4 protein-coding genes and 1 pseudogene are annotated in these 18,996 nt (G+C 67.9%); all 5 read left to right on the top strand.

All coding sequences use genetic code 11. The features are described from left to right. Positions 1–108: 108 nt before the first annotated feature. The 5 genes and pseudogenes from LL972_RS13020 (at position 109) to LL972_RS13000 (ending at position 18,863) form a co-directional block, all read left to right on the top strand. A complete protein-coding gene (locus tag LL972_RS13020; RefSeq protein ID WP_228327952.1) occupies positions 109–912 on the top strand; it encodes a DsbC family protein in 804 nt (267 codons plus the stop codon). Positions 913–1,329: 417 nt separating this feature from the next. Further along, a complete protein-coding gene (gene purL, locus LL972_RS13015; RefSeq protein WP_228327951.1) occupies positions 1,330–5,382 on the top strand; it encodes a phosphoribosylformylglycinamidine synthase in 4,053 nt (1,350 codons plus the stop codon). Between the two features lie 435 nt (positions 5,383–5,817). Then, a pseudogene (locus LL972_RS13010) lies at positions 5,818–9,787 on the top strand (YadA-like family protein). A gap of 214 nt (positions 9,788–10,001) precedes the next feature. Beyond that, positions 10,002–11,759: a S8 family peptidase gene (locus LL972_RS13005; RefSeq protein ID WP_266104617.1), complete on the top strand. Its 1,758-nt coding sequence runs from the start codon at positions 10,002–10,004 to the stop codon at positions 11,757–11,759. Between the two features lie 543 nt (positions 11,760–12,302). Continuing rightward, positions 12,303–18,863 (top strand): ESPR-type extended signal peptide-containing protein, encoded by a 6,561-nt coding sequence (locus tag LL972_RS13000; protein WP_228327949.1) that lies wholly within the window; start codon positions 12,303–12,305, stop codon positions 18,861–18,863. Positions 18,864–18,996: the final 133 nt, after the last annotated feature.

The raw sequence follows: 18,996 nt of genomic DNA, 5'->3' as shown, positions 1-18,996 counted from the left end.
GCCGTGGCCCATTCAGCGGCTCGGCCGGCAAACAAAGCATCCCGCTCGCTGCCTGGCTTCATCTGCGCTGTGCGAGAATCCAGGCACCCCATTCCACTGGATGCGTGAATGTATCGTCTTGCCATCGCCGCGCTGCTGGGCGCAATCAGCCTTACCGCCTGCGCGCAATCCTCGCAGCCCGCGGCAAGCAACGCCGGCGCCAAGCCAGCCGCCGCTGCTGCCCCCGCTGCTGCGGGCAATGTGGACCAGCGTGTGAGCGTCGCGCTCAAGGCGCTGGATCCGGATTTCAAGCCGGACTACATCGGCGCCGCGCCGTTTCCCGGTTTCCGCGAAGTGGTGGTCGGCGGGCAGGTGCTGTATGTCAGCGACGACGGCCATTATCTGATCCAGGCGCAGCCGTTCGACATCCAGAACAAGCAGTTCGCTGCCAGCCCGGGCCTGCTGGCCTACCGCCGCAAGCAGCTGGAGACTGTGCCCAAGGCCGACCGCATCGTGTTTGCGCCGGCAAACCCCAAGTACACCGTGACGGTGTTCACCGACGTGGAATGCGGCTACTGCCGCAAGCTGCACAGCGAGATCGGCGAGCTCAACAAGCAGGGGATCGCGGTGGAATATCTGGCGTTTCCGCGCATGGGCCTGGGCAGCCAGGACCACAAGGAAATGATCGCGGTGTGGTGCGCCGCCGACCGCAAGCAGGCGCTGACCGCGGCCAAGTCCGGGCAGCCGGTCAATGCCAAGGACTGCAAGAACCCGGTGTCGATGGAATACACGCTGGGCCAGCGCCTGGGCGTCAACGGCACCCCGGCGATCTTCGCCCCGGACGGCACCCAGCTGGGCGGCTACCTGCCGCCGGCGCAGTTGCGTGAAGCGCTGGAAAAGCGCGCGGTCACCACCGCCGGTGGCAGCCGCTGATGTCGGCTACGGCAGCGCCGTGATGCTGCGCTGACGCTGGCCGCCGCGACGGTCGGCGTGATCGATCAACAGGCCGGGATGCGCATGCATTCCGGCCTGTTGCGTTTCAGGACCGGCTGGCCGCAGGGTTTGCGCTGGCAGCACGGTTTGTCGGGTGAGAGCGGCGATGGACCGGCGTGGCGGCCAGCGCTGCGGACGTCGCCCCCGCGCGCAGATCCGGCCCAAGGCAGGCGTGCGTGCGAATCCGGGTCGGCATCGCCATCCGCCGCTGCCGCATCTGGCCGGAACGTGCCGAATCCGCGCCGTGCGGTGCGAGTCACCACCACACGGATCGCTGGCCGCCACATCCCGGGTCCGGCGCCGACGCATCAGCTCCGTTACAATCTGCAGCCCCGTTTCTGACACGGTTCCCCGGACATGATGGTCCTTGAGGGCGCTTCCGCCCTTTCGCCGTTCCGCCGCGCTCGGCTCGAAACCCGCCTGCAAACCCTCGTCCCCGCGCTGCGCATCACTGGCGCCTGGCACGTCTATTTCATCCGCGCCGAGGCCGGGCAAGCGCCCGACCAGGCCACCTTGCAGCGGATCCTGCAGGCCGAAGCCGCCCCCGCGCCGCAGGCCGAGGATGCCTCCTCGCGCTATGTGGTGCCGCGTCTGGGCACCTTGTCGCCATGGTCGAGCAAGGCCACCGAACTGGTGCGCGGGGCCGGGCAGCCGATCCAGCGCGTGGAGCGCGGCACCCGCATCGATCTGGCCGGCTGGCCGGCCGACGACGCGACGCAGGCCGCCGTGGCCAAGCTGCTGCACGACCCGATGACGCAGTCGCTGCTTGGCTCGGCCGCGGCCGCCGAGGCGCTGTTCAACGTACCCGATCGCGGGCAGTTGCAGCGCGTGCCGCTGGGGGCGCTGGAGCAGGCCAATCGCGACCTGGGCCTGGCCCTGGCGCAGGACGAGATCGACTACCTGCGCGAACGCTTCGCCGAGCTGGGCCGCGACCCGGCCGATGTCGAGCTGATGATGTTCGCCCAGGCCAACTCCGAGCATTGCCGGCACAAGATCTTCAACGCCAGCTGGACCATCGACGGCAAGCCGCAGGAACGCTCGCTGTTCCGCATGATCAAGCACACCCACCAGCAGACCCCGCAGCACACCCTGTCGGCCTACAGCGACAACGCCGCGGTGGTGGAAGGCGTGCCGGCCGCGCGCTATCGGCCGGATCCGGCCAGCGGCGAGTACCGCAGCGAGGCAGTGCTGCCATCGGCGTTTGCGATCAAGGTGGAAACGCATAACCACCCCACCGCGATCGCGCCATTTCCCGGCGCCGCCACCGGTGCCGGCGGCGAGATCCGCGACGAAGGCGCCACCGGCCGCGGCGGCAAGCCCAAGGCCGGCCTGACCGGGTTCACGGTCTCGCACCTGCGCATCCCGACCCTGCCGCAGCCGTGGGAGGCGCCGCGCGCGCTGAACCCGCGCATGGCCCCGGCGCTGGACATCATGCTCGACGGCCCGCTCGGCGGCGCCGCGTTCAACAACGAATTCGGCCGGCCGAACCTGCTCGGCTATTTCCGCAGCTTCGAGATTGCCGAAGGGCTGGGCCTGACCCGTGCCTACGACAAGCCGATCATGCTGGCCGGTGGCCTGGGCGCGATCGATCGCAACCAGGTCGAGAAGCTGCGCCTGCAGCCCGGCGATGCGGTGATCGTGCTGGGCGGCCCGGCGATGCTGATCGGCCTGGGCGGCGGTGCTGCCAGTTCGGTGGCCGCCGGCGACAGCGCCGAGGCACTGGATTTCGCCAGCGTGCAGCGCGAGAACCCGGAGATGGAGCGCCGCTGCCAGGAGGTCATCGACCGTTGCGTGGCGCTGGGCACCGACAACCCGATCCGCTGGTTCCATGACGTGGGCGCCGGCGGCCTGTCCAACGCCATTCCCGAGTTGCTGCACGATTCGGGCGTGGGCGGCATCATCGACCTGGGCCGCGTGCTCACCGACGACCCCTCGCTGTCGCCACTGGAACTGTGGTGCAACGAATCGCAGGAGCGCTACGTGCTGGGCGTACCGCAGGCACGCCTGGACGAATTCGCCGCGATCTGCGCGCGCGAGCGCTGCCCGTTTGCCGCCGTCGGCGTGGCGACGGCCGAGGAGCGGCTGGTGGTCGGCTATGGCGTGTTTGGGGACGGGATTGGGGAGTCGGGATTGGAGATTCGCAAAAGCGATTCGTCAGTTGCCGGGTCCGCCGTTGCTTCCAACCAATCCCCAATTCCGAATCCCCAATCCCCGCTGCCGATTGATTTGCCGATGGACGTCCTCTTCGGCAAGGCGCCGAAGATGCATCGCGATGCGGTGCATCCGCCGGCGCCGCAGTGGCCGGTGCTGCAGACCGCCGCGCTGGATCTGCAGCAGGCTGGTCTGCGGGTGTTGGCGCATCCCACGGTGGCGTCGAAGAGTTTTCTGGTGACCATCGGCGACCGCAGCGTGGGCGGCTTGACCGCGCGCGAGCAGATGATCGGCCCGTGGCAACTGCCGCTGGCCGATTGCGCAATCACCCTGGCCGGCTTCGATACCTTCGCTGGCGAGGCGATGTCGATCGGCGAGCGCACCCCGCTGGCGTTGTTGAACGCGGCCGCGTCGGCACGCATGGCGGTGGGCGAGGCGATCACCAACCTGTGCGCCGCCCCGGTGCAGACGCTGGACAGCATCAAGCTCTCGGCCAACTGGATGGCCGCCGCCGGTCACGCCGGCGAGGATGCCCTGCTGTACGACGCCGTGCGCGCGATCGGCATGGAGCTGTGCCCGGCGCTCGAGCTGAGCGTACCGGTGGGCAAGGACTCGCTGTCGATGCAGGCGCAGTGGGTTGTCGGGAATGGGGAATCGGGAATCGGGAATGGCGAAACGCCAGAGCCCTCCGCTTCCACCATTCCCGATTCCCCACTCCCCATTCCCGGGGAAACGCACAAGAGCGTTTCACCCGTCTCGCTGATCATCAGTGCGTTCGCACCTGTCGGCGATGTCCGCACGCAGTTGACGCCGTTGTTGCGTAGCGACGAAGAGAGCGAGCTGTGGTTGATCGGGTTGGGCGGCGGCAAGCAGCGTCTGGGTGGCTCGGTGCTGGCGCAGGTGTATGCCGACGATGCCGCGCTGCCGGCATTCGGCGGCGAGGTGCCGGATCTGGACGATGCGCAGCGGCTGCGCAGTTTCTTTGAACTGATCCGCGCGGCGCGTGAGAGCGGCTTGTTGCTGGCGTATCACGACCGCAGCGATGGCGGTGCGTTTGCGGCGCTGTGCGAAATGGCGTTCGCCTCGCGCCAGGGCCTGGATATCACGCTCGATGCCTGGGGCGACGATGCGTTCCGCAGCCTGTTCAACGAAGAACTGGGCGCGGTGGTGCAGATCGCCAACGAGGATCGCGCCGCGTTCGCCGATCTGGTCGAGCGGCATGCGCTGACCGAATGCGCGCAGCGTATCGCACGCCCCACCGGCGCGCCGCGCATCCGCGTGAGCGGGCAGGGCCGCGTGCTGGCCGAGTGGCGTTGGGAAGCCTTGTTCGATGCCTGGTGGTCGGTGAGCCATGCCATGCAGAAGTTGCGCGACAACCCGGAAACCGCCGACGAAGAGCGTGCGCAGGCATGCGACTTCCAGGCGCCGGGATTGCGTCCGAAGCTGGTATTCGATCCGTCCGAAGACGTGGCCGCGCCCTTCGTGGCGACCGGTTCGCGGCCCAAGGTGGCGATCCTGCGCGAGCAGGGCGTCAACGGGCAGATCGAGATGGCCTACAACTTCGAGCGCGCCGGTTTCCGTGCGTTCGACGTGCACATGAGCGACCTGATCGAAGGCCGCGTGGATCTGGCGCAGTTCTCCGGGTTTGCCGCTTGCGGCGGCTTCAGCTACGGCGACGTGCTGGGTGCCGGCCGCGGTTGGGCCACCTCGATCCTTGAGCGCTCGGCCTTGCGCGATGCGTTCGCCGCGTTCTTCGCGCGCAGCGACACCTTCGCGCTGGGCGTGTGCAACGGCTGCCAGATGCTCAGCCAGCTCAAGGACATCATTCCCGGTGCCGAGCATTGGCCGCGGTTCCTGCGCAATCGCAGCGAGCAGTTCGAAGCGCGCACCGCCTTGCTGGAAGTGGTGGAGTCGCCGTCTATCTTCCTGCGCGGCATGGCCGGCTCGCGGATTCCGGTGGCGGTGGCGCATGGCGAAGGCCGCGCCGAGTTCGACACCGTGGTGGATCAGGCCGCTGCCCGTGTGGCCCTGCGCTTCATCGATGGCGATGGCGCGGTGGCCTCGCAGTACCCGCTCAATCCGAACGGCTCGCCGGACGGCATCACCGGGCTGACCAGCACCGACGGTCGCGCCACCATCCTGATGCCGCATCCGGAGCGCACCCCGCGCACCGCAAACCTGAGCTGGCACCCGGCCGACTGGGGTGAGGACTCGCCGTGGCTGCGCATGTTCCGCAATGCTCGGGTGTGGTGCGGTTGAATGAAGTGGCGCTGTGCGGCGTGAGCTAAAGCGCCGTGCCAACAGTTTCATTCGACGGCCGTGTGCAGCGATGCACACGGCCGTTGTCGTTGCTGATCCTGCGGCACACCAAATTTAGTCACAATCGATACATGGTTTGCTTCAAGTAACTATAAAAACTACTAGTTATTTACTTGCGGTATACAGTGATGCTGCTTGTGTGATGTCAATCTCAATTGAACCTTTGGTTTTTCAATAGATTCAGACCACGTTATGAATCACTGATTTATGGCGTTTCTGCAGCACTTTATGCATTGATCGTGGATGTTTTTGCGCGGGTATTTGCCGGCGCAGAAGCAAGGCGAGTGCGTTTTCGATAAACCTCAGGGGGACCGTGCGATGCAATCGCGCGGTGGTCGGTTTTTACATGCCAGACCAATGGGGAGTGAGTCGTTAATGAAATCAATTCAATTGGATGCCGGTGGTGAGCAGTATGCTCATCGCCGAACGGTAAGGCTTGCCTGCGATACCCGAAATCACCCAGTATATCGATCTCCGGTACATGCACGCGGCAGGCTGGCGGCAGCGATGCTGCTGGCGCTTGCCGGCATGGCCGCAGCTGCCCAGGCCACCACCACGCATGCCGATGCGCTTGCGCATTGCACGGTGGTCGAGGGCCAGCAACGTTGCGACACCGATGCGGCGACCAGCGACAACGCAGCGTCTGCAAGCGCGAGCGCGCAAGCATCGGCAACGCCTGCGGCCGATACCGATGCACCGGCGTTTGCGGATGGGCAGGATGCGCTGGCACTGGGCAATGCAAGCAATGCGCTGGGCGATGGCACCAGTGCGTTCGGTGGCGGAAGCCTGGCGTTGGAGCGCGATGCCACCGCGATCGGGCACAACGTGTCGGCCGCCGGGGAATCGGCAACCGCCATCGGCGGCGTGGCAACGGTCTACGACTACGACGCATTAGGATTTGTCATCGGGCAACGCGAACAGGCCACGCAAGCATCCGGGGTGGGAGCGACGGCCATCGGCGGTGGTGCACTGGCGGGCGATCCGTTTTCCAGCGCCCTGGGCAGCGGCGCCAGCGCCACCGGCGTGCAGGGCACGGCGGTGGGGTATCGCGCGCAGACCGGCAACGACGGCGCCACCGCGGTGGGTGGTCTGTCCACCGCCAGTGGTTTTCTCTCCACCGCCGGCGGCTACAGTTCGCGTGCCAGCGGAGATACGTCCACCGCCTTCGGTTACCGGGCGCGCAGCGAAGGCAGTAGCAGTATTGCAGTGGGCGATACCGCATTGGCCAGCGGTGTGCAAAGCGTGGTGGTGGGTGGCATCAGCAACTTCGGCTCGATCACCGCCGCCACCGGAACAGGCGGCATCGCGCTCGGCGCAGGTGCGCAGAGCCAGTCCGATTATGCGATTGCCATTGGCTACGATTCCAACATCTTTCCCAATGCGCCAGGTAATACCGATTCCGTGGCGATCGGCCACAGCGCCGGCTCGTTCGCGCCACGCACGGTGTCGCTGAATGGTTTCGCATTGACGATGGGCGATGGTGGCATCGCGATCGGTCACGACAGCACGGCCTACGTGGAAAACAGTATCGCCTTGGGCGCGCGTGCCGCCACGTCGTGGTTCAACGGCAACAACACCGCGGTCGGTGCAGATTCCCAGACCAACGGGATCGATGCGGTGGCGATCGGCTATGGCGCGCGCGTGGGCGATTTTGTCGACGATGCCTGGAATCGCTCTGCATCCAGCGCCGTCGCACTGGGCGCACATTCCTACGCGTACCGCAGCAACACGGTGTCGGTGGGCGATGTGCAGGCGGGTTTGATGCGGCAGATCACCAGCGTGGCGGCAGGCACCGAGGCCAACGATGCGGTCAATGTTGCCCAGCTCGACAGCGTACGTGCGATCACCAATCGGCTCGATAGCACGCTGGCCATTGGCAAGACCGATACGGACGAAGTCGCTGCCCATGTCGATGGACTCAATGCGCTTGCGTTGGGGAGCGCCAGCAACGCGATCGGCGATGGTGCCAATGCGCTGGGCTCGGGCAGTCTGGCGCTCGGGCGCGATACCGTGGCTGTCGGCCGCAACGCCAGCGCAGCCGATGCCTCTGCCGTTGCAGTGGGTGGCGTCGCGTCCGTGCCGGTGTTCGATGCAGCGGGCTCCATCGTCGGCGCACAGGAACAGGCCACCTCGGCCCAGGCGCGCGGCGCCGTGGCGCTGGGCAGTGGGGCGATCGCCCAGCGCAGCTTCGCCACTGCGGTCGGCACGGGGGCCGCGGCCAGCGGCGAGCAATCCATGGCCGCCGGATTCAGCGCACGTGCGCAGGATGATGTTGCCACTGCGGTGGGCGCCTTTTCGACCGCGCGCAGTGCGGCGTCGTCGGCCTTCGGCTTTGGTGCGCTGGCCAACGCGAGCATGACCACGGCGATGGGCTTCAACGCCTCCAGTCTTGGTGAGAGCAGTGTGGCCGTGGGCAGTCTGGCGGTTGCCGCCGGCGAGCGCAGCGTGACGCTTGGCGGCATGTCGCTGATCAGCTCCACGCTCAGGTCGGCAGGCGCCTTCCGGGTCGGTGGCGTTGCCATCGGCGCCGGTGCGCGAAGCGACGGCGATTACGCCGTTGCGCTTGGCTACAACGCCAATGTGTTCTCCAACGACAACAATGCCGACGCGGTGGCGATCGGCCATAGCGCCGCTTCGTTCGCGCCGCGCACGGTGGCGCTGGGGGCACTGGCATCTGCCGAGGGCGTGGAGGGGATCGGCATCGGCTATGACGCGCGCGCCACCTCCAGCAGGAGCATCGCGATCGGGAGCGGCGCCAATACGTCGATCCTCTATGGCGACAATATCGCCCTGGGAAGCAATGCCAAGGCGGACGCACCCGATGCGATCGCGATCGGGCGCAATGCCAACGTCGGCGTGTTCGTCGGTGAAACCGGCAGTGCGGCGGTGGCACTGGGCGTGCAGTCCAATGCGCTGGGCAACAACAGTCTGGCGATGGGCTACAACGCCTTCACCCGGCAAGGGGGGCAGTAACGCCGTTGCACTCGGTGCCGATGCCGGTGCCAGTGGTGCCGATTCGGTGGCGTTGGGCGCGGGCTCGCGCAGCTACGAGGCCAACGTGGTGTCGGTGGGCAACGGCAATGGCCGCGGCGGCCCGGCCACGCGTCGCATCGTCAATGTCGGCAGCGGCGCGATTGCCAGTGCCAGCACCGATGCAGTCAACGGCGGTCAGTTGTTCCAGTCGCTCAGCAACGCCGCCAGCTTCCTCGGCGGTGGCGCGGCGATCGGTGCGCAAGGGGTGTTCGTGGCACCGACCTACGTGATCCAGGGCAGCAGTTACCGCAATGTGGGAGAGGCGCTGACCGCGCTGGACAGCAAGGTCAGCGAGCTGGATGCGCGAGGTGGAACGGCCACCTCCGGCACTGCCGCACGTTCAAGCGCTGCGCGTGTGGCGGCGGCGCCTTCACCAGTTGCGGACGCCTCGACTGTCGCCACCACGGCGGATGCGACAGACGATGGCCTGCAGGCGACAGCGCTGGCCACCGACGGCATGCCAGAAAGTTCGGCGTCGTCGGTTGCTGCAACGGCGAGCGCGCTGGATGCAGGCAACGCGGTGCAGGGCAGGCCGACTGCGGTGGTGGTCGGCAGCATCACCCCGGCTGCAACGTCCACCGCCGTGGGCACGGCCGCAGTGGCCAACCACGTGACCGGCACGGCGATCGGCGGCAGCGCGTATGCGCATGGCCCCAACGACACCGCGATCGGCAGCAACGCACGCGTCAATGCCGATGGCAGCACCGCGGTCGGCGCCAATACGCAGATTGCCGCGGTGGCGACCAACGCGGTGGCGATGGGCGAGGGCGCGCAGGTCAGTGCGGCGTCCGGCACGGCGATCGGTCAGGGCGCACGTGCCAGCGCACAAGGTGCGGTTGCCTTGGGCCAGGGCTCGGTCGCCGATCGCGCCAACACGGTGTCGGTGGGCAGCGTCGGCGGCGAGCGGCAGGTGGCCAATGTGGCCGCCGGCACGCGTGCCACCGACGCGGTCAACAAGGGCCAGCTGGACAACGGCGTCGCCGCGGCCAACAGCTATACCGACAGCCGCTACAGCGCGATGGCCGACAGCTTCGAGACCTACCAGGGCGATATCGAGGACCGTCTGCGCCGGCAGAACCGTCGCCTGGATCGGCAGGGCGCGATGAGCTCGGCGATGTTGAACATGGCCGCCAGCGTCGGTGGCATCGCCACGCAGAACCGCGTCGGTGCCGGTGTCGGTTTCCAGAACGGCGAGTCGGCGTTGTCGGTGGGTTATCAGCGTGCGATCAGCCCGCGCGCCACCTTGACGGTGGGCGGCGCACTCAGCGGTGACGACCGGTCGATCGGCCTGGGTGCCGGCTTCGGCTGGTAACGCAGGCCTTGCCATTGCAACGGCTGCGCGTGCGGCCGCTGCGTGCTCACTCATTCGCTTTGCATTTCATCTTGAAGAGGACGTCATCGTGATTCAGACCCATCGTTCCCGAACGCTCGCCATCGCCTGCAGCGCCGCACTTTCGCTCGCCAGCGGCATCGCCACCGCGGCCATATTGGATTCCGGCGTGAGCACTGCGCAACGTCAGCAGGCCATGCGCGACGCCCCGGTCGACAGCATCATCGTCACCTATCGCAGCGGCACAGTGACCGCGCGCAAAGTCGGCGCTGCGTCGGCGGCCACCATCACTGCGGCGGCATCACGCGCGGCAGTGCGCCTGGCACCGGCCGCCCGCAGCGGCGCGCAGGCCGCGCCGACGCATGTGCGTACCCTGGCGGTGGGCGGTGAGTTGATCCGGCTGCCCACGCAACTCAGCCGCAGCGACGCCGACCGCCTGGTACGCGAGCTGCAAGCCGATCCGGCGGTGGAACATGCGCAGATCGATGCACGCGCCTATCCGTTGCAGAGCAGCGGCGGCAGCTTGCCCAACGATCCGCTGCTGGCGAGCAATCAATGGCATCTCACCGATCCGGTCGGCGGCATCGATGCGCCGGCGGCGTGGAAGACCGCGCAGGGCGAGGGCGTGGTGGTGGCGGTGATCGACACCGGCGTCCTGCCGGCGCACCCGGATCTGGCCGGCAATCTGCTGCAGGGTTACGACTTCATCACCGATGCCGGCCGGTCGCGACGTCCGACCGATGCACGCGTGGCGGGTGCGCTGGACCGTGGCGACTGGGAAGCCGAAGACGGCGAGTGCGGCATTTTTTCCGCGGCGCATGACAGCTCCTGGCATGGCACGCACGTGGCCGGCACGATCGCCGAAACCACCGGCAACGGCATTGGCGGTGCCGGTGTGGCCTACAAGGCCAAGGTGCTGCCGGTCCGCGTGCTCGGTCACTGCGGCGGTTCGTTCTCGGACATCACCGATGCCATCGTGTGGGCGTCCGGCGGGCATGTGGAAGGTGTGCCGGACAATCGCGACCCGGCGGAAATCATCAACATGAGCCTGGGCGGCTTTGGCCCCTGCGATTCGGTCACGCAGGCGGCGATCGACGGTGCGGTGTCGCGCGGCACCACCGTGGTGGTGGCGGCCGGCAACGATGGCTCGGATGTGTCCAGTGCGGTGCCGGCCAACTGCGCCAATGTGGTGTCGGTGGCGGCCACCCGCCTGACCGGCGGCCTGGCGTACTACAGCAATTTCGGCAGCTTGATCGATCTGGCCGCGCCTGGCGGCGGCGCGCGCGATCTGGCAACCGACACCTTGTACGACGGCCCGATCGGCAGCTGGATCTGGCAAACCGGTTACACCGGCAAGACCACGCCCACGTCCGGCCAGTTCGACTACATCGGGCCTGGCTTTGCCGGAACCTCGATGGCCTCGCCGCACGTGGCGGGGACTGCCGCACTGGTGCAGAGCGCGCTGATCGCCGATGGCAAGCCGCCGCTGACACCTGCGGCGCTGGAACGCCTGCTCAAGCGCAGTGCGCGCGCGTTTCCGGTGCAGTTGCCGTTGAGCACGCCGGCCGGCAGCGGCATCGTGGATGCCGGCGCGGCGATCGATCGCGCGCTGCGCCGCTGCGACAGCGGCGATCTGGGCTGCCAGCTGGATGCGCAGGCGCTGCGCAACAGCGTGCCCGAGCGCGGCTTGTCCAATGTGGCCGGCGACGCCGGTGTGTTCGCCTTCGAAGCGAACGCGGGTGCGGTGCTGAGCTTCATCAGCTTCGGTGGCAGCGGGCAGGCGGCGCTGTATGTCGCCTTTGGCCGCGCGCCGAGCGCGACCGACAACGACGGCATGTCCAGCCGCGGCGGAACCAGCCAGACGGTGCGCTTCACCGCACCGCGTGCCGGAACCTATTTCATCCGGCTCGACGGCAGCAGCTTCGATGGCGTGAGCCTGTTGGCGCGCCAGTGATCTGACACATGGCGGCGCGAGGGGGCGCTGACGTCGGTTTCCTGGCGCAGTGATGCGGGTAAAACCGCTCTCGTCGTTGACCGTGATGGGCTGAGTCGTCGGCGCGGGGAGCGCTGACCCGATTCCTGACCTGTTCGGCGCGCCGTTTTGCGCAACCAAGCCTGCTGGCGTCCTGCCAGCGGGCTTTTTTGTCTGCTGTGGACAGGCGTATTCAGCTTGGAAATGTCTTCCAAGACATGATCTAGATCGCTGTTTTCCAAAGAATTATCAAAAAACGAATAAAAGCAAGCCGAAGTGTGATGGAAAGCACACTCAGCTTCGCTTTATGTCAAAAACTTGACGCCTGATTTGACCGCTGTTAACACTTCGCTCAGTTCTATGGTTGGGTAGCGTTCACTTTTTGACTATCCAGGGTGCTGCTTCCCGCGCACCGCCAGTTGGCCCATGGCGCCAATCACCACGGGGATCGCAGCGGCTGGAAGGCCCTCGCGATGGTGGGTGTTCGTCAAAAAACCAGTCCCAACATTCAGGAGCAGTGCGTCGATGAATCGGATTTATCGCAAGGTCTGGAACAAATCGTTAGGCGTGTGGGCCGTGGCATCGGAATTGGCCAGCGGCGACAGCCCGGGCGCAGTGAGCACCGCCGCATTCATCGACCGCCGCCAGAGCCGTTGCCTGGTTGCCGCGATCGCACTGGCGCTGGGTAGCGCCGGCATCGCCATCCCCCTTTCTGCAATGGCGCAGTCGGTCGAGGTCGGCCGCGGCGCGTCGGCACCTGCCGCCAACGCCACTGCCATCGGCGCCGGCAGTCGCGCCAGCGCGACCGGGGCGCTCGCCAGCGGTGCCGACAGCAGCGCCAGCGGCGTCAACAGCAGCGCGATCGGCCGCCAGACCAATGCGATCGGCGAGAACGCGGTGGCCATCGGCTACAACAGCTTCGTACGCCAGAGCGGCGAAAACGGCGTGGCACTCGGTGCTAACGCCGGCGTGACCGGTGCCAACTCGGTGGCGCTGGGCGCAGGCTCGCGCACCCACGAAGACGATGTGGTGTCGGTCGGCAGCGGCAATGGCCGCGGCGGTCCGGCCACGCGCCGCATCACCAACGTCAGCGCCGGCGTCAACGCCACCGACGCGGTCAACGTGGCGCAGTTGCGCGACGTGGCCGATGTGGCCGAAGACACGGCCACGTTCTTCAAGGCGACCCCGGGCGAAGACAGCGTCGGCGCGTATGTCGAAGGCGATAGCGCGCTGGCTGCCGGCGATGCCGCCAATGCCGTGGGCACGGCGACCACTGCGCTGGGAACCGGTGCCAATGCGGTGGCCGACAACGCCACCGCGGTCGGCGCCAATGCGCTCGCCTCCGGGCAGAACAGCGCGGCATTCGGCCATAACGCGCAGGCCCACGGCCCCGGCAGCGTGGCCGTGGGCGGCGCTGCGGTGGACGAAGACGGCGAGCCGTTGATCACCAGTGGCGGCGTGCCGGTCACCACCGGCGCCACCAGTGCCGGCGTCGGCGGAACCGCAGTTGGCGCCAGCGCCAATGCCGATGGCTTTGCCGCCTCGTCGTTCGGCGTCGGTGCGTATGCGGCCGGTGCGCAGTCTTCCGCTTTTGGTGCGGTTGCCAATGCAGCGGGCGATTACGCCACCGCCGTGGGCACGCAGACCAGCGCCAGCGGCACCAGCAGCACCGCTGTCGGTGGTCCGGTCGATTTCATTCCAGGGCTGGGTTTCTTCGTGCAGACCCAGGCCAGCGGCGAAGCGTCCACCGCGCTGGGCGCCGGTGCAATCGCATCGGGCACCTACACCACCGCCGTCGGCACGCTCAGTGAAGCGTCCGGCACCGAAGCCACCGCGGTGGGTTACTTCGCCTATGCACCTGGCGAAGGTGCCACGGCAGTCGGCCCGGAATCCTGGGCCAGCGGCGAGCTGAGCACGGCGTTGGGTTACTACAGCACCGCACGCGGCGCCAACTCGGTTGCGTTGGGCGCCAATTCGGTGGCCACGCGCGCCAACACCGTGTCGGTGGGTGCGGCCGGTGATGAGCGCCAGATCACCAACGTCGCCGCCGGTACCGAAGGCAGCGATGCGGTCAATCTCGATCAGCTCACCGCCGTGTCCGACGTTGCATCCACCACTGCGCGCACGTTCGTCGCCACCGGCGATGGCACCGCGATTGCAGAGGGCATCGACAGCGTTGCGGCCGGTTCCAACGCATCGGCAGTGGGTGACTACAGCGCTGCATTCGGTTCGACCAGCGCGGCATCCGCGCAGGGCAGCACCGCGCTCGGTAGCGGCGCCATCGCGACCGGCGAGAATGCAAGCGCACTCGGTTTCAACAGCAATGCAGTCGCCGACAACGCCACTGCGCTTGGCGCCGCCAGCAGCGCGTCGGGCGAGTCCAGCACCGCAGTGGGCGGCGCAAGCCAAGCCACCGCCAGCGGCGCGACTGCACTGGGTTACGAGAGCATCGCCAACGGGGCCGACTCCACTGCGCTGGGGGTGGGCAGTGTGGCCTTCGGCGCCACCAGTACGGCCGTGGGCGGTGCAAGCGTCGCGTTCGGCGATGACAGCGCCGCTTTCGGCGCCAATGCCGCCGCCGGCGGTAGCGCATCCACTGCGATCGGCGCAAACAGCAGTGCCTTCGGCGAGCGCACCGTTGCGCTGGGTGGCGCCAGTAACGCGTCGGGCGACGACAGCATTGCGCTCGGTGCGAGCAGCCAGGCCTCCGCGCTGGGCACGACGGCGGTCGGCAGCAATGCCAATGCCAGCATCGCCAATGCCACGGCGGTGGGGTTCAACAGCAGCGCCGGTGACGACTACGCCACTGCGCTCGGCGGCGACAGCAACGCATCGGGATATTTCAGCACCGCCGTCGGCGGCAACAGCATCTCCAACGGACGCTACTCGACAGCGATCGGCTATGAAAGCATCGCCAACGGCGGCTCGGCCACTGCGCTGGGCATGGCCAGCGTAGCCTGGGGCGATGGCAGCACCGCGATCGGCATCGAGAGTTCGGCCTATGGCTACGACAGCACCGCAGTGGGCCCCAATGCCTTCGCCGCCGACACCGCGTCGGTGGCGATGGGTGCGTTCGCCAACGGGTGGGGCGCGCGTGCCATTGCACTTGGCAGCGAATCTGCCGCGGTAGGCGATGAAAGCGCTGCGCTGGGCTGGGAAGCGCAGGCCGATGGCGCGCAAAGCGTGGCCATTGGTAGCAACGCGCTTGCGTCCGCGCAAAACAGCGTAGCGCTGGGCGCCGGCGCAGTTGCCGATCGCGCCAACACGGTGTCGGTGGGCAGCGTCGGTGGCGAGCGCCAGATCACCAATGTCGCCGCCGGGACCGAAGGCACCGACGCGGTGAACCTGGACCAGCTCAACGCAGTCGGCGAAACCGCCGAAACCACCGCGCGCCTGTATGCAGGCACCGGTGACGGCACTGCCGTCGCGCAGGGCGAGGACGCCACCGCAGCCGGGTCCAACGCCACCGCCGATGGCGATTACAGCAGCGCGTTCGGCTCCAGCAGCCAGGCCACCGCGATCGGCGCGGTCGCCATCGGCAGCGGTGCCAGCGCCACCGCGCAGTACGCCAATGCGGCCGGTTACAACGCCGCCGCCAGTGGCTACGGCAGCGTGGCCAGCGGCGCCTTCAGCCAGGCCAGCGGTGATTACGCCGTGGCCGTGGGTGGTGAAAGCGAAGCCGCCGGCGCGCAGAGCACTGCACTCGGCGCAGCGGCAGGTGCATACGGCGATGGCTCGCTGGCAGTCGGTGCGCTGAGCGAGGCACAGGGCAGCGAGTCCACCGCGATGGGCTATTTCGCCAGCGCCAGTGGCGATTCGGCCACCGCGGTCGGCGCAGAAAGCGTGGCCGATGGCACCAGCGCGGCTGCGTTCGGCTTCGGCGCCGAGGCCACCTCCAACTACTCCACCGCCCTGGGCGGCTATTCCAGCGCGACCGGATTCAACAGCACCGCGCTGGGCAATTTCAGCACCGCCAGCGGCTCCAGTACCGTGGCCGTGGGTGGTGATGCCACCGCAACCGGCGACTACAGCGTTGCGGCCGGCCAGGGCAGCGTGGCCAGCGGCTACAACAGCGTGTCGGTCGGTGGCGCCTTGCTCGGCCTGCTGCCGACCGAAGCCTCCGGCGACTTCTCCACCGCGCTCGGCGGCGCTGCATGGGCACCGGGCCTCAACAGCACCGCGCTCGGCAATTTTGCCGAATCCACCGGCGAAAGCAGCGTGGCGCTGGGCGCCGATTCGGTGGCCGATCGCGACTTTGCGGTCTCGGTGGGCAGCGCCGGCAACGAGCGTCAGATCACCAACGTGGCCGCCGGTACGCAGGGCGCCGATGCGGTGAATCTGGACCAGCTCAACGCCGTTGCCGAAACCGCGCAATCCACCAGCAAGTACTTCCAGGCCAGCGGCAGCGATGACAGCGATGCCGGTGCCTACGTGGAAGGAGACAACGCGCTGGCTGCAGGCGAGGGCGCCAATGCCACCGCCACCGGCGCCACGGCGTTGGGCGCAGGTGCGCAGGCGGTGGTCGATAACGCAACGGCGGTTGGCGTGAGTGCGCTGGCCAGCGGAATCGGCGCAGCGGCGGTGGGCAACAATGCCCAGGCCACCGGCGAAAACAGCAGCGCCGTTGGCAGCAATGCGCTGGCCAGCGATGTCGGCGCCACCGCAAACGGTGCCGGCGCGCAGGCGATTTCGACCTATACCACCGCGCTCGGCAGCGAAGCAGTGGCATCGGACAACCAGGCCACGGCGGCCGGTTTCCGCAGCACCGCTTCCAATGTCGGCAGCGCCGCCTTCGGCGGCTATAGCGAATCCAGCGGCCGGCTGTCGTCGGCGCTGGGTTACGGCGCGGTGGCCTCGAGCGACTACAGCACCGCGGTCGGTGCCGCATCGTTGGCCTCCGGTGCAAGCGCGGTCGCCGTGGGCGAGTTCAGCGAAGCCACCGGCGACGAAAGCGTGGCCGTCGGTGGCAGCACGTTCTTCGGCTTTATCCCGGCGCGTGCCTCCGGCACCGGCGCTGCCGCGTTCGGTGCGGGCGCATGGGCCACGGCCGACTACACCACCGCCATCGGCTGGAATTCGTATGCCGACGGCGTCAATGCCACCGCGCTCGGTCAGAGCGCTGCGGCACTTGCCGACAACACGCTGGCCCTGGGTGGCGGCAGTCGCGCCGATGCGGTCGGTGCCAGCGTCGTCGGTGTGGATGCATCGGCGACCGGCATCAACAGCACCGGCGTCGGTCGTCAGGTCAACGTGATCGGCGAGAACGCGGTGTCGGTGGGCTACAACTCGTTCGTGCGTCAGAGCGCGGTCAATGGTGTGGCCCTGGGCGCCAATGCCGGTGCGACCGGTGCCGATTCGGTGGCGCTGGGCTCGGGTTCGCGTACCTACGAAGCCGACACGGTGTCGATCGGCAGCGGCAACGGCCGCGGCGGTCCGGCTACGCGTCGCATCGTCAATGTCAGCGACGGCCAGGCGGCGACCGATGCGGTCAACAAGGGCCAGCTGGATTCCCTGGCGGCCGATGTGCAGACCACCAACGGCATGGTGCAGACCACCGGCGAAGGGGTGGCCACCGCAACCGGTGACCGCGCCACTGCTGCAGGTGCCGGCGCAACCGCCAGCGGCGCACGCAGCGTGGCGATCGCCTCCGGCAGCCGCGCCTCGGCCACCGGCGCCAGCGCCATGGGCGTGGACAGCAGCGCCAGCGGCGTGAACAGCACCGCGATGGGCCGGCAGACCAATTCCATCGGCGAAAACGGCGTGGCGCTGGGCTACAACTCCTTCGTGCGCCAGAGCGGTGCCAATGCGGTGGCGCTGGGTGCCAATGCCGGTGCCAGCGGTGCCGATTCGGTGGCGCTGGGCTCGGGCTCGCGTACCTATGACGCCAACGTGGTGTCGGTCGGTAGCGGCGATGGCCGCGGCGGCCCGGCCACGCGTCGCATTGTCAATGTCGGCAGCGGCGCGATTTCCAGTGCCAGCACCGATGCGATCAACGGCGGGCAGTTGTTCCAGTCGCTCAGCAATGCGGCCAGCTTCCTTGGTGGTGGCGCGGCGATCGGCGCGCAAGGCGTGTTCGTTGCGCCGACCTACGTGATTCAAGGTGCCAGCTACAACAACGTCGGTGCGGCATTGACCGCCTTGGATAGCAAGATCACCGAGCTGGACGCAGGTGCTGGTATTGCAACGGCCGGTACTGCGGCACGCACGGTATCGCTGCGTACTGCAGCGGTGCCTGCTGTTGCTGCCAGCGCAGTGATTGCATCGAGCAACGTTGTCGACGACAGCAGCGCCAGCGTGCAGGGCACGCCCACCGCCGCAGTGGTCGGCAGCATCACCCCGGCTGCAACGTCCACCGCCGTCGGCACGGCGGCCGTGGCCAACCACGTGACCGGCACGGCGATCGGCGGCAGCGCGTATGCGCATGGCCCCAACGACACCGCGATCGGCAGCAATGCGCGCGTCAATGCCGATGGCAGCACCGCAGTCGGCGCCAACACGCAGATTGCCGCGGTGGCGACCAATGCGGTGGCGATGGGCGAGGGCGCGCAGGTCAGTGCGGCGTCCGGCACGGCGATCGGTCAGGGCGCACGTGCCAGCGCACAAGGTGCGGTTGCCTTGGGCCAGGGCTCGGTCGCCGATCGCGCCAACACGGTGTCGGTGGGCAGCGTCGGCGGCGAGCGGCAGGTGGCCAATGTGGCCGCCGGCACGCGTGCCACCGACGCGGTCAACAAGGGCCAGCTGGACAACGGCGTTGCCGCGGCCAACAGCTATACCGACAGCCGCTACAGCGCGATGGCCGACAGCTTCGAGACCTACCAGGGCGATATCGAGGACCGTCTGCGTCGGCAGAACCGTCGCCTGGATCGGCAGGGTGCAATGAGCTCGGCGATGTTGAACATGGCCGCCAGCGTCGGTGGCATCGCCACGCAGAACCGCGTCGGTGCCGGTGTCGGTTTCCAGAACGGCGAGTCGGCGTTGTCGGTGGGTTATCAGCGTGCGATCAGCCCGCGCGCCACGCTGACGGTGGGCGGCGCACTCAGTGGTGACGACAGTTCGATCGGTGTGGGTGCCGGCTTCGGCTGGTAACGCGCTGGGTGCATGACACGCGGCGGCGCCGATGTGCGCCGCCGCGCCAGAGCAAGGCCCGAGGGGGCGGGCAAGGACCGTGGCTGGGCCGGCCAACGGATTCGATGGAGTGATGGCCTTACCAGGAGTGGCT

The sequence above is a fragment of the Xanthomonas campestris pv. asclepiadis genome, from assembly GCF_020784175.1.
In the GTDB taxonomy this organism is placed as follows: Bacteria; Pseudomonadota; Gammaproteobacteria; order Xanthomonadales; family Xanthomonadaceae; genus Xanthomonas; species Xanthomonas campestris_D.
This window is presented reverse-complemented; position numbering and strand designations above follow the sequence as displayed.